The sequence below is a fragment of the Janthinobacterium sp. HH106 genome (assembly GCF_001758725.1).
Classification (GTDB): Bacteria; Pseudomonadota; Gammaproteobacteria; order Burkholderiales; family Burkholderiaceae_D; genus Janthinobacterium.
In genome coordinates this window covers 1-12,918 of the sequence record NZ_LRIC01000021.1, presented here as the reverse complement: position 1 = coordinate 12,918, position 12,918 = coordinate 1, and the positions used below count along the sequence as shown (strand labels likewise).

Below are 12,918 nucleotides of genomic sequence, written 5' to 3'. Positions count from 1 at the left end.
TGCGCGTCATTGAAATCAACGAGGGTTCGCGCCCGATCCGCACCGTCTCCACGGCCGTGCTGGGCCTGATCGCCACGGCCGACGACGCCGACCCAGCCACCTTCCCGCTCGACACGCCCGTGCTCGTCACCAACGTGCTGGCCGCCATGGGCAAGGCCGGCAAGACCGGCACCCTGTACCGCGCGCTGGAAGCGATTGCCGCGCAGACCAAGCCCTTGTGCGTCGTCGTGCGCGTGGAACAGGGCGAGACGGAAGCGGAAACCACCACCAACGTGGTGGGGGGCGTCTCGCCGGACGGCAAGTACCTGGGCGTGAAAGCCCTGCTGGCCGCGCAAAGTAAACTCGGCGTGAAGCCGCGCATCCTGGGCGCGCCGGGCCTGGACACCAAGACCGTCACCAACGCCCTGGCCAGCGTGGCGCAGCAACTGCGCAGCTTCGTGTACGCCTCCGCGTATGGCTGCAGCAACGTGGTGGCCGCCACCACCTATCGCGGCCAGTTCGGCCAGCGCGAGGTCATGATTATCTGGCCCGATTTTGTGAACTGGGATACCGCCATCGACGAGGAAGCGAGCATTTCCGCCGTCGCCTACGCCATGGGGCTGCGCGCCAAGATCGACGAGGAAACGGGCTGGCACAAGACACTGTCCAACGTGGTCGTCAATGGCCCGACCGGCTTGACCCAGGATGTGTTTTTCGACCTGCAAGACCCGGCCACCGACGCCGGCGTGCTCAACGCAAAGGAAGTGACCACCCTGATTAACATGGGCGGCTATCGCTTCTGGGGTTCGCGCACCTGCGAGGCGCCGGGCGGCTTCTTTTATTTCGAGAATTACACGCGCACGGCCCAGGTGCTGGCCGACACCATCGCCGAAGCACATTTCACCTTTGTCGACCTGCCCCTGCATCCGTCGCTGGTGCGCGACATGCTGGAGAGCATCAACGCCAAGTTCCGCGACCTGAAATTGCAGGGCTACATCATCGACGGCCACGCCTGGTATGACGAGCAGTACAACGACAAGGACACGCTCAAGGCGGGCAAGCTGGCCATCGATTACGACTACACGCCCGTGCCGCCATTGGAAAACCTTCGTTTCCAGCAGCGCATCACCGACCGCTACCTGGCCGACTTCGCCTCGCGCATCGCGGCTTAACTATCCCCGTGCCCGCCACGCGCGGGCGCAACTGACCACTGGAGAACACTATGGGCATGCCCCACAAACTCAAGCAATTCAACGTCTTTCAAAACGGCGTGCTGTTCATGGGCATGGTGCCTGAAATCACCTTGCCGAAACTGAGCCGCAAGATGGAAGAATACCGCGCCGGCGGCATGAGCGGTCCGGTATCCGTGGACTTCGGCAACGAGGCGCTGTCGCTGGAATGGAGCGCAGGCGGCCTGATCGCCGAAGCCTTGAAGCAGTACGGCGCGCATGCGCACGGTGCCGTGATGCTGCGCTTTGCCGGCGCCTACCAGAACGACGAAGACGGCAACGTCGCCGCCGTGGAAGTCGTCGTGCGCGGCCGGTACAAGGAAATCGACATGGGCGGCGCCAAGATGGGCGACGACACCACCCATAAATACACGATGGCGTGCAGCTATTACAAGCTGATGATCGACGGCGCCACCGTCATCGAACTGGACTTCATGAGCGGCATCGAGAACATCGGCGGCGTCGATACCAATGCGGCCATCCGCAAGGCCAGCGGCCTGTAATCCCCTTTTTATTCACCGCCCCAAACACAAGGACAACACCATGAACACCGAAAACAACAATCAAGCCGTCATCGAACTGGACGAGCCGATCAAACGCGGCGACAGCTTCATCACCTCGCTCACCGTGCGTAAACCCAAGGCGGGCGCCCTGCGCGGCATTTCCCTGATCGAGCTGGCCAACCTGAACGTGTCGGCCCTGCAGATCGTGCTGCCGCGCATCACCGAGCCGACCTTGACCGCGCACGACGTCGCCAACATGGACCCGGCCGACCTGCTGGCCGTGGGCGCCGAGGTTGCCGGTTTTTTGGCGAGCAAAGCAGATCGCCTTTCGGTATCCCCGGCGAAGTAGAAGACGCCATGGCCGACATTGCCGGCGTCTTTCACTGGACGCCGGCGGCGATGGACGGTTTTACGATTGATGAACTGATGGCCTGGCGCGAACGCGCCCGGCAGCGAAGCGGAGCGGAATAGATGGCTGGTCGGGATCTGAAATTACAGGTGGTATTTGCAGCGCTGGACAAGATTACCGGCCCGCTGAAAAAAATCATGGGCGGCTCCAGCGACACGGCCAAGGCCTTGAAGGCCACCAGCGACCGCTTGCGCGAGCTGAACGCGCAGCAAAAGAACATCGGCAAATTCCGCGAGCTGCACGACGGCCTGGACGCCACCCGCACCAAGCTGGAAGCAGCGCAGCAGAAGGTGGCCAGCCTGGCCACCAAGATGAAACAGACGGAAGCGCCCACGCGCGCGATGACGCGAGAATTTAACGCCGCCGTCAAAGCGGCCGGCGCCTTGAAGACGGCCGGCCAGCAGCAGGCGCAGCAACTGCAGATCATGCGTGAGCGCCTGGCGGGCGCCGGCATCGGCACCAAAGACCTGGCCAACCACGAGCGCACCCTGCGCCGCGAGATCGAGGCCACCAACAAAACCATGACCTTGCAGCAGCAGAAACTGGCCAATGCCGCCGCCAAGCAGCAGCGCGTCACCAATGCCACCCAGCATGCCGACAAGCTGCGCAGCAAGGCGGGCAACTTGGCCATGGCTGGCGCGGGCGCGACAGCGGCCGGTGCGGTCATGGCCATGCCTATCGCCAAGGGGCTGCACGAGGCGAAGCATTACCAGCTGGAAAAAGCCCGCGTCAATGCCCTGGGCCTGGGGCCGGAAACCAGCCAGCAGGCGATCAAGTTCGCCAAGAACATGAAGACCTACGGCACCAGCCAGAACGAGAACCTGGAACTGGTGCGCGACGCAATGTCGATCTTTGGCGACTTGCACCACGCGGAAATGGTCGCGCCCACCCTGGCCAAGATGAAGTTTGCCAACAAGGCATTCTTCGGCGCCGAGTCGGGCGAAGAGAACGAGCGCATCTTCATGGACTTGCTCAAAGTCATCGAGCAACGCGGCGGCACGGCCAGTTCGGAGAAATTCCACGACCAGGCCAACATGATGCAAAAGGTCATCACGGCCACGGGCGGGCGCGTGGGGCCGACGGAATGGCTGAACTTCATCAAGACGGGCGGTATCGCCGCCAAGATCATGGATGACAAGCAGTTCTATTACCAGATGGAACCGCTAGTGCAGGAAGTCGGCGGCCACCGCGCCGGCACAGCCCTGATGTCCGGCTATTCGAACCTGTATCAGGGGCGCACCACCAAGCGCGCCGTGACCAATCTGGAAAACTTGGGACTGATCGGTGACCACAGTAAAGTGAAGCACGATAAAGTCGGTCAAGTCTCTACGCTTGGCCCTGGCGCCCTGCTTGGCAGTGACATTTTCCGACGCAGCCAATTTGAGTGGCTGGAGCAAGTGCTGTTGCCACAACTGGAAAAGAAAGGCATCACGGATCCCAAGAAAATTGAGGACACCATCGGCAGCCTGTTTTCGACCCGCACGGCCGGCAATCAGTTTCTGGATATGTTCAAGCAACGCATCCAGATGCACAAGAACGCCAAGCTGAACGCAGGCGCGTATGACATCGAGCAGATTTATGACCTGGGCAAGCAGCAGGCCAGCGGCGCCGAACTGGAAGCGACGGCCAGGCTGGCCAACCTGAAACTGACCATGGGCGAAAAAATCCTACCGCTGTACGCGCAGGGACTGGAAATGGCCATCAATGCCATTACACGCCTGAATGCCTTTATGGAACGCAACCCGACCGTGGCCAAGGTCATGATCGCCGGCTTTGCCGTGCTGGCGGGCCTGCTGCTGGTGCTCGGCCCGCTGATGCTGGGCATTGCCGCCCTGATCGGCCCGTATGCCATCCTGCACGTCATGTTCGCCAAGATGGGCGTGACCGGCGGCGTGCTCACGCCCATCCTGCGAGGCTTGGGTGGTGCCTTCATGTGGGCGGGCCGGGCCGTGCTGTGGCTGGGCCGCGCGCTCCTGATGAACCCGATTGGCATCGCCATCACTGTCATCGCCGGCGCCGCCTTCCTGATCTACAAATATTGGGAGCCGATCAAGGGTTTCTTTACCGGCGTCTGGTCGCACGTCAAGACGGCGTTTGCCGGCGGCATCGGCGGCATCAGCGCCCTGATCGTTAACTGGTCGCCGCTCGGCCTGTTCTATCGCGCCTTCGCGGGCGTGCTGGGCTGGTTCGGCATCGCGCTGCCGGCCAAGTTCACCGACTTCGGCGCCAGCATCCTGCAGCGCATCACCGCATCCTGGCAACCTATCGCCACCTTCTTCGCCGATATCTGGTCGCGCCTGCGCACTGTCTGTGCCGGCGGCATGGCCAGTATCAGCGCCCTGATTATCAACTGGTCGCCCGTCGGCGTGTTCTACCAGGCGTTCGCGGGCGTCATGAGCTGGTTCGGCATCAAGCTGCCGGCCCAATTTACCGAATTCGGCGCCAATATCCTGCGTGGCCTGGTCAACGGCATCACCGGGTCCATGGGCGCCGTCAAGGACGCCATCATCAATGCCGGTTCCAGCACCATTGCCTGGTTCAAGGAAAAGCTGGGCATCCACAGCCCGAGCCGCGTGTTTGCCCAGCTCGGCGACTACACCATGCAGGGCCTGGCCGTGGGCCTGGACCGCAGCGAGGGCGCGCCGATTGCCAAGGTATCAGGCCTGGCGCAGCGCCTGACGCAATTGGGCGCCGGCATCGCCATCGGCACGGCCACCGCTTTGCCGGCCAGCGCCTTCGACACGCGCGCGCCACTGTCCCAGGGCGGGTTCGGCGCTGGCATGACCATCCAGGGCGACAAGATCGAAATCACGATCCAGGCACAAGCCGGTTCCGATCCCCAGGCTATCGCCCGCGCCGTGTATGCGGCCATGGAACAGCGCGACCGCGAGAAGGCGGCACGCATCCGCTCGTCCCTGCGCGACCACGATTAAAGAAAGAAGCACACCATGATGATGATTTTAGGAATGTTCGTGTTCAGCCTGCCGACCCTGGCCTATCACGAGCTGCAGCGACAAACGGAATGGAAGCACGCCAGCACGGCGCGGGTGGGCCTGCGCGACGCGCACCAGTACGTGGGGCCCGGCGACGACACGATTACCCTGTCGGGCTGGGTAGCGCCGGAACTGACCGGCTCCCTGTATTCGCTCGATGCCCTGCGCATGATGGCGGACACCGGTAAATCGTGGATTCTGATCCAGGGCACGGGCCGCATTCTCGGCTCGTACCGCATCACCAGCATGACGGAAGGCCGCACCATCCTCGACGGCAGCGGCGGCGCGCGCCGCGTCGAATTCTCGATTGCGCTCAAGCGCGACGACGACGGCGTGCTGGCCATGGTGGGCCTGGGCGACATCGGCGACCTGAAAAACATGCTCAGCATCGACGGCATGACCAGCAGCATTGCCGGCGCGGCCAAGAATGCCGTGGGCAGCGTGGTCGGCAATGTGGTCGGCGGCATCACCTCAAAATACGGTGGCGTCGTCAGCGACATGAAAGACAAGATCGGCGGCAGCATCAGCGGCGCCATCGGCAGCGCGGCGGACAAGTTCAAATGAGCGAGCATATTCCCGCCTTCCGCGTCACCATCGAGGACAAGGACATCACCAGCATCGTCTCGCCGCGCCTCATCAATCTAACCTTGACGCTGTGCCGCGGTGACGAGAGCGACCAGCTCGACATGGCCCTGGACGACAGCGACGGCAAGCTGGCCCTGCCGCCACGCGGCGCGCAGATCGCCCTGGCGCTGGGCTGGCAAGCCACCGGCCTGGTGGACATGGGCAAGTTCACCGTCGACGAGGTGGAGCACAGCGGCGCGCCCGACACCATCACCCTGCGCGCCAGGTCAGCCAACCTGATCGACACCTTCAAACAGCAGCAGGAACACAGCTTTCACAAGACCACCCTGGGCGCCATCATCGAGGCCATCGCCTTTCGCAACGAGCTGGCGTCGGGCGTGTCGGCGCGCCTGCGCGACACCGCCATCGAGCACATCGACCAGACCCACGAAAGCGATGCGGCCTTCCTGCGCCGGCTGGGCAGGAAATACGACGCTGTGGCCACCGTCAAGAACGACACTTTGCTCTTCATCCCCATCAACCAGAGCCGCACCGCCAGCGGCAAGGCGCTGCCCGTCATCCCCATCACGCGCGCCCTGGGCGACGGCCACCGCTACCACAGCGCCGAAAGCGACGCCTACACGGGCGTGCGCGCCTTCTGGCACGACGAGCGCTATGCGCGCCGCCGCAGCGTCGTGGCCGGCGTGCCCGGCAACAGCAAGCGCCTGCGCACCACCTTCGCCAATGAAACCGACGCACGCGCGGCGGCCGTGGCCGAATGGCAGCGCATCCTGCGCGGCCTGGCCACCTTTGAAATGAGCCTGGCCCTGGGCAACCCGGCCGTGTTCCCGCAATCGCCCGTCACGGTGACAGGCTTCAAGCCCGAGATCGACGCCACCGAATGGCTATCGGTCAAGGTCACGCACAGCCTTGGCGGCAACGGTTTTACCACGCGCGTGGAGTTTGAAACGAAGACGGAAGCGGTGGAGGCCGAGCGCGAGGAAGAGAAAGACCCGGACGAAGGCATCACGGGCGTGGTGGCCAAGTGGAAGGACGTGGCGGCGAAGAAGAAAAAGGCGGGACAGGAGCAGGCTGGCGCCAAGGGTACGCTCAAGACGCTGGAGCATCTTTACAAGAGCAAGCAGGCCGCGAAGCGGGCGGTCCTGCATGCGTGGAAGCATATCGAAGAAGTGCGCGAGATCATCCGCGAGAACAGCGAGGAACCCCGGAAACCTTCGCAAGCGGTAGCCGTCGAAGAAGCGGCGTGAACCTGTGCCCTCTACTTCCGCTCAACGACTGCTTTCACCCCAAAGCGGACGGAAAACACAGTCCAGGTAACGTCATTAATATGTTCCAGGCACGAGATTCGAGCATTCGGCACCAAGCTGATATGCCGACAAGTTTTCAAATGTTGTCGATGCAATCTCACGCATGGCTTCAATGGTAAAGAAACCTTGATGTCCGGTAACAAGAACGTTCGGGAACGTCATTAGGCGCTGAAAAACATCATCCGTAATGATGTCGTCGGAGCGATCTTCGAAGAAGAGATTACTTTCTTGTTCGTACACGTCAATCGCCAAAGCCCCCAATTGGCGCGACTTTAACGCATCGATTACTGCTTGCGTATCGATGAGAGCGCCACGCGACGTATTGATCAACATGGCCCCCTCTTTCATCAGATTTAGCGTATCTGCATTTATCAAGTGATGGGTATCAAGAGTGAGTGGACAGTGCAGTGAGACCAGGTCCGATTCAGCAAGAAGGTCAGACAATGCGACCATCTCACCTATGGCCTCAAACTCTGGAGACGGATAGGGATCAAATCCCAGTAAACGGCAGCCAAAACCAGTAAAAATCTTGGCTGTCACCAAGCCAATTTTTCCTGTACCGATGATGCCAACGGTCTTCCCATGCAGATTGCTCCCAAGGAGACCATCAAGTGCAAAATTGCCTTCGCGTACCCGCGCATATGCGCGGTGAGTTCGGCGATTCAATGTAAGAGTGAGTGCTAAAGCATGCTCAGCCACTGCCTCCGGAGAATATGCCGGTACGCGCGCGACGAAAAAGTCCAAATGCCGTGCGGCTTCCGTGTCGAGATTATTGAAACCTGCACAACGCAGTAATATCGCGCGCACGCCAATGTGAGCAAGAGCATGCAATACTTCCGCGTCAAGCACATCGTTTACAAAAACGCAGATTGCCTTGCAACCTTGAGCAAGAGCCACTGACTGTAGTGACAAGGATTCAGTGTGAAAACGCATCTCCACGGCATCACGAGCATCACGTTGATCTGCTTTCTCATTGAGAAAACGGCGATCATATGGTTGGGAGCTGAATACAGCGATTTTCATCTTAAATATCCTTTGCGCGAACGCACTTTGTAAATGGTAAAAATGACTACACAGGAGATTACTCCTTTCCCAACTGTATGGCCACGCAATTGGGCACCTTACGGCGAAGACCACCGGCTAGAGAAAAAGCAACGTGCCGCTTGAATCGTGCGACACTACAATAGGTTGTATTTCATTCCGGGTGAATATCCTCACTTTGGAAATATTTCAACTCCATGGCCGTACCTAAGCAAACCCGTTCATCTTGTAAAGCAGCTCTTGCGACGCCCTCACGAAACCCAGCATCTATCAGTACAAGAAATGCGAACTCCAGTCCATGCAATTTTTTCAAATGCACCCCAGCGGCAATTAGTCGTAACGTTATTTCAGTGGCATTATCGAACATAGCAGCCTCCCCATATCGCTAGAATGCAATAGGAGAGGGTTCAGGTATTGATCCGTATCAAACAAGGGCCAAAAGCTCGCTTTACTTGGTACCGCCTATAGAGGAATTACATGCGACGCAAAGCTGCTGTACACGTTCCAAAGGCACTGGTAACTGGTGCAAAGCCAACAGCTGCGGTGTACGTCCGCATGTCTACAGACAATCAAAATCATTCTGTCTCACATCAGCTACATTGCATTTCCGACTACGCGGAGCGCCATGGCATAGATATCATTAGGACATACGCCGACGAAGGCAGGAGTGGGCTCGATTTTTCTTCACGCCCGGGCCTACGTTGCCTGATCGAGGACGTACAGAGTGGCGTAGCGCCATTTCAATCGATTCTTGCCTATGACATTAGCCGCTGGGGACGGTTCCAAGACCTAGACGAAAGCGCCTACTATGAATACATATGCCGGCGCGCAGGGGTCGCCATCGTCTATTGTGCGGAAGATTTCGAGAATAACGGATCTTCGATTTCGTCCATAATTAAGAGCGTAAAGCGCGCCATGGCTGCCGAGTACAGCAGAGAACTCTCGTCCAAGGTTTTTGCAGCGCAATGTCGGTTTGTAGAAATGGGGTTTAAACAAGGTGGGCGAGCGGGATTTGGATTGCGCCGAATTCCAATCAGCGCAAGCGGTAAAGCCAAGCCGGCACTGGGATTTGGCGAGAGGAAGAGCCATCCTACAGACCGTGTACTCCTCGTCCCTGGCCCAAGCGATGAACTTGAGATTCTTCGAGGGGTCTACGACTGGTACGTACTGGAGAAACTGAGTGAAAGCGAAATTGCTTTCTTACTGAATGCAATGGAGGCGCCTCGCGAATGTGGGCGCGCTTGGACTCGCGACTGCGTTCGGGACGTGCTTACAAATGAAAAATACATAGGCAACATCATCTACAACAGAGCATCATTTAAGCTCCGAAAACGACACATCGAAAATCCAACGTCGATGTGGATACAAAGAATCGGCGTCTTCCCTCCCCTCATTCCAGTTACCCTTTTCCGTAAAGCGCAGCAAGAGCGCAAACGTCGTCTCGCTCCGATTCCAAAAGAAGAGCTCCTAGCAATGCTACGCAAGTTATATGAGAAACATGGAAAGGTGACAACCATGCTAATAGATCAGGACGATACACTTCCCGGCGCGCAGATGTTCGCTTATTACTTTGGCACCATGCTCGAGGCCTACACCCTCGCTGGGCTTCCCCCGACCAACATTTGTAAGTTTATAGCCACGCGCGCGGTTGTCAGCAATGTTCGGGCAGCTACGCATGAGCAAATCAAGGCATTGATAATCGGTGCGGGCGTCGGGTTGGAGAAAGGCCCGTCCCAAAATACCTTTTTGCTGAACGGGCAAACATTACTAAAAATAGCTATCGCGCGCTGTCTTTATGAGAAAACGGCCCTCCCCCGCTGGCGCGTGCGCATGGATGAAGAGTCAAGGTGTGACTTCGTGCTCGCAGTACTTCTTGATCTTCAAAACCAGAAGGCAGATTCATACTACCTATTTCCAAAAGCAGACTTCTTGAAGGTGCAAATTACATTGACAGAAGCGAACATGTTCACGTTAAGTCAGTACAAGCATGCCTCCCTTGATGCAATGTTTGGAGCTGGGCATAAAACTACTCGCTGAACGGCTGCTAGTAAACTTCGCGTACGGCATTAAGTTTCGAGGATACGAATGAGGCTTAGCTGATCACCAACTTCCACAAACCACACTGCCTGCCAGCGCTGCCTGCGCTGCGCCTGCACTGATTCTGGCGCGCACCAGGGTGGATACACGCGCAGCGCGCGCTTGCCGCCCTGGCCGGTGCGCGACATCACGCCATGCTCTATCAGCACGGCGCGAGAAAAGATAAAAAAGCCGTGCCGCGCGCCGTTGCTGACGGCGATGATGACGACATCAACGGGGTCTGCTTCGTCCAGCGGGGCGATCTCGGCGTCGGGATGGGGGCGCTTCCAGACAGTGACGAACTGGCCGGTTTTCGTCGGCGTGGTTTTCGCTACGCGCAAGACTAGGCGCTTGCCCTCCAGTTCGGCGCGGCAGGCACCGTACTCCGCACTTTCCGCTTCCGGCACGGGCGCTTTCGGCAAGCCCAGGAAGGCCCAGGGGCTGGCCTTCATTGCGTGCTGAACTCGGCTGCGGCCTTGGCCGCCCAAAGCGCTTCGGCGTGGCTGGCGAACGGGCTGTCGTAGCCGTCGACCTTGCCGTCTTCATCGACAAAATACAGCCACCAGCCGTCGGCCTGTTCGCGGATGGCCGTGTGGCCAGGTGCGCAATGAGTTTCGACGGACTGGCCGGCGGCCAGGGTGGCGATGCAGATTCCGCGGTGAATAATATGCTCGCGTGTCATGGGAAAATACTTCATGCAAAAAAAATAATGACCATAGTGTAGACGCGCCGGCCGTTCCTGGCTAGTGCGCTACACTGTTCTTTCAAACGGAGGACAACATGGCATCACAACAAGGTACGGTGGATTTTCTGCTTGAGCAGATGGCGGGCGCGGGTAGCCTCAGCGCGAAAAAGATGTTTGGCGAGTACGGTGTGTATTGCGATGGCAAGATGTTCGCCATCGTCGCAGACGACCGTCTTTTCATCAAGCCAACGGAGGCTGGCCGGGCCTGGATCAGCAAACTCGGCACCCTACCGGAGGCGCCTCCCTACCCGCAGGCCAAGCCGTACTATTTAATCAGCGGTGAACTATGGAATGAACGAGAATGGCTAGTACAGCTTGCACAGCGCACCACGGCGGAACTGCCACTACCAAAACCCAAATCTCAGCCAAAGCTAAAGCTAGAGTCCCATTAGCGTCAATGTCCGCTTTTGGCCGATGGCAGCCACTGTCATCGGCCGCAATGCCATGAGCCTGGCTAATATTGCTAACTCCAGTTACCGCTCACCCAAGTTGGCGACGCATCAGAGGCAGTGGAAGAGCACTCGCATTTAATACCCGGCGCCGTCTCAATGACAATGCCGACAGTGAAAGCCTTCCCATCGTAATAACATGAATTTCTAATGAATCTGTTCGCCGCCGTGGCCATCACTTCACACTTATACAGAGGCCAGCAGCAGGCAAAAGCCAGTGTGGAAAGTGTGGCGATTTTCCATCGACTCACCCGCTTTAGTAACGAGAACTTTCGTTTCCGCCACGAGTTCCTTTGGCTATTTTTTTTTGCCGCCGACGTTGATCGTTTGGGGAGCAGTAATGTCTCCATGAATCTGCTGACCTACTTTGCCATGAAATACCATCTGGGTATTGCGTTCTACTGACTTTGCTGGCGACACGGTCGTCGGTTCTGTAATCCCCTCAACAACGCCGAGTACGCGCGCTTTCCCACGCAAATCCAACTTACGATAGCCGACTAGCAACTCATTCTCGTCATCCGTCAATGCGCTACTTGCCGCCGTGCCATGCAGCACATACTGCGTATCGACACCCACTGATGCGATAGCAATTAGATAATCCGCACTTGGAAATCTCTTGTCTTGTTCGTAATTTATTTGCGTACCCTTCTCGACCTTCCCAACCAGTGCGAATTCCGGTTGAGTCATGCCAAGTCGTTTCCGTTCGCTTTTTAAGCGCTGCCCAAATGTATCCATATGTCGATCTTTTAGTTGCAAAGTACAATTTTTTGTACTAAAGTGACGTCATTACCATGTGACGTATACAAATCATATCCTATGACATCTACCGCTCCATTCACACGCCAGCCGAAGAACCCACTTTCGCAGCCAATCCCTATTCGCTTGCTCCCTCCTGAGATTGAGCGCGTGGAGAAATTCGCACAGCAAGACTCCCGTTCACGAGCATCGTTTATGCGCCTGATGCTGCTACGTGGCCTGCAATCTTACGAGGCCGAACTCGAACAATTCTCCCTTGTCCATCACGCTTAACTGCACAGGAGCAGGCCCATGTATCCCGATCCAAAACGCGTCCGTAACAACCGTGTCATGGTGCGCCTTGACGAATATGAGTATGACGTCCTGGCCGCCATCGCCAATTATCAGGGCGAGGAACTGGCGCCGTTTCTGCGGCAGCTCGCGCTTCGCCAGGCGGCAATAGTGCTTGGCGACAACAACAGTGTCACCTTACCCAGCATTGCTGCCTAAATGAAGTCACCAATCAGCAACTTTTGAGCAGCCGAAAATATGCCCGACCGTTCCGTACCTGTAGAAACATGCGATGAAGACCAAGACACGTTTGAACGTGTCCGAATACAGCAGGGCTTGGACACCATCGACCAGGCTATCGAGTGGTTGATTAAGGATAACGTACGAATCGGGATTCGCAAGATGAGCGGCCGAGGCCGTGCCCTGTATCAAGTGAAAAGAAAGAACAAATGAGAGTCATCGGCCTGCCCTGCCCGCATTGCGAATACACCGTCCGCGCCGTTAAAAGCCGCATGATGTCCGCCATGTTCAAGGAAATCACCTACATGTGCCAGAACCCCGAATGCGGGCACTCCT

Annotated in this window: 16 protein-coding genes; 11 read left to right on the top strand and 5 right to left on the bottom strand. The window is 58.0% G+C overall.

Going from position 1 to position 12,918, the window contains the following annotated elements:
• The 7 genes from JAB8_RS11070 to JAB8_RS11045 all read left to right on the top strand — a co-directional run.
• Window positions 1-1,151, top strand: a 1,151-nt coding sequence (locus tag JAB8_RS11070) for a phage tail sheath protein (protein ID WP_070289541.1), incomplete at its 5' end; no start/stop codon positions are given.
• Between the two features lie 50 nt (window positions 1,152-1,201).
• Window positions 1,202-1,711, top strand: a complete 510-nt coding sequence (locus JAB8_RS11065) for a phage major tail tube protein (protein ID WP_070289540.1) — start codon at window positions 1,202-1,204, stop codon at window positions 1,709-1,711.
• A gap of 40 nt (window positions 1,712-1,751) precedes the next feature.
• Window positions 1,752-2,060 carry a phage tail assembly protein gene (locus JAB8_RS11060; protein ID WP_070289539.1) on the top strand — a complete coding sequence of 103 codons (309 nt, stop codon included), beginning with the start codon at window positions 1,752-1,754 and terminating at the stop codon, window positions 2,058-2,060.
• A gap of 8 nt (window positions 2,061-2,068) precedes the next feature.
• Window positions 2,069-2,182, top strand: a complete 114-nt coding sequence (locus JAB8_RS28160) for a GpE family phage tail protein (RefSeq protein ID WP_071650284.1) — start codon at window positions 2,069-2,071, stop codon at window positions 2,180-2,182.
• Complete coding sequence (locus JAB8_RS11055) at window positions 2,183-5,053, top strand: phage tail protein (RefSeq protein WP_070289538.1); 2,871 nt, start codon at window positions 2,183-2,185, stop codon at window positions 5,051-5,053.
• A 15-nt stretch (window positions 5,054-5,068) separates the two neighbouring features.
• The gene (locus tag JAB8_RS11050) at window positions 5,069-5,677 is read left to right on the top strand and encodes a phage tail protein (RefSeq protein ID WP_070218902.1); all 609 of its coding nucleotides are present in this window, start codon (window positions 5,069-5,071) and stop codon (window positions 5,675-5,677) included.
• Window positions 5,674-6,945: a phage late control D family protein gene (locus JAB8_RS11045; protein WP_070289537.1), complete on the top strand. Its 1,272-nt coding sequence runs from the start codon at window positions 5,674-5,676 to the stop codon at window positions 6,943-6,945. Before JAB8_RS11050 ends, JAB8_RS11045 begins: the two co-directional genes overlap by 4 nt.
• Window positions 6,946-7,020: 75 nt before the next feature.
• Here JAB8_RS11045 and JAB8_RS11040 read toward each other — a convergent pair whose 3' ends face one another.
• On the bottom strand, window positions 7,021-8,028 hold the full coding sequence (locus tag JAB8_RS11040; RefSeq protein ID WP_070289536.1) for a 2-hydroxyacid dehydrogenase: 1,008 nt from the start codon (window positions 8,026-8,028) through the stop codon (window positions 7,021-7,023).
• A gap of 172 nt (window positions 8,029-8,200) precedes the next feature.
• Window positions 8,201-8,413, bottom strand: coding sequence for a hypothetical protein (locus JAB8_RS29035; protein WP_139143010.1), 213 nt, complete (start codon window positions 8,411-8,413; stop codon window positions 8,201-8,203).
• 110 nt (window positions 8,414-8,523) lie between these two features.
• Between JAB8_RS29035 and JAB8_RS11035 the strand changes: the two genes are divergently transcribed.
• Window positions 8,524-10,083: a recombinase family protein gene (locus tag JAB8_RS11035; RefSeq protein ID WP_071654402.1), complete on the top strand. Its 1,560-nt coding sequence runs from the start codon at window positions 8,524-8,526 to the stop codon at window positions 10,081-10,083.
• A 29-nt stretch (window positions 10,084-10,112) separates the two neighbouring features.
• Here JAB8_RS11035 and JAB8_RS11030 read toward each other — a convergent pair whose 3' ends face one another.
• Window positions 10,113-10,574: a MepB family protein gene (locus JAB8_RS11030; protein WP_070289534.1), complete on the bottom strand. Its 462-nt coding sequence runs from the start codon at window positions 10,572-10,574 to the stop codon at window positions 10,113-10,115.
• Window positions 10,571-10,804: a hypothetical protein gene (locus JAB8_RS11025; RefSeq protein WP_070289533.1), complete on the bottom strand. Its 234-nt coding sequence runs from the start codon at window positions 10,802-10,804 to the stop codon at window positions 10,571-10,573. Before JAB8_RS11025 ends, JAB8_RS11030 begins: the two co-directional genes overlap by 4 nt.
• A 98-nt stretch (window positions 10,805-10,902) precedes the next feature.
• Here JAB8_RS11025 and JAB8_RS11020 point away from each other — a divergent pair, with 98 nt between their 5' ends.
• On the top strand, window positions 10,903-11,259 hold the full coding sequence (locus JAB8_RS11020; RefSeq protein WP_070289532.1) for a TfoX/Sxy family protein: 357 nt from the start codon (window positions 10,903-10,905) through the stop codon (window positions 11,257-11,259).
• 354 nt (window positions 11,260-11,613) lie between these two features.
• On the opposite strand, the gene JAB8_RS28155 is transcribed toward JAB8_RS11020, so the two are convergent.
• Window positions 11,614-12,051: a helix-turn-helix transcriptional regulator gene (locus JAB8_RS28155; protein ID WP_034745827.1), complete on the bottom strand. Its 438-nt coding sequence runs from the start codon at window positions 12,049-12,051 to the stop codon at window positions 11,614-11,616.
• A 312-nt stretch (window positions 12,052-12,363) separates the two neighbouring features.
• On the opposite strand from JAB8_RS28155, the gene JAB8_RS11010 reads away from it, so the two are divergent.
• Window positions 12,364-12,561, top strand: coding sequence for a hypothetical protein (locus JAB8_RS11010; RefSeq protein WP_070289530.1), 198 nt, complete (start codon window positions 12,364-12,366; stop codon window positions 12,559-12,561).
• A gap of 230 nt (window positions 12,562-12,791) precedes the next feature.
• Window positions 12,792-12,918 (top strand): ogr/Delta-like zinc finger family protein (locus tag JAB8_RS30135; RefSeq protein ID WP_175445185.1); only part of this gene is annotated, 127 nt, incomplete at its 3' end.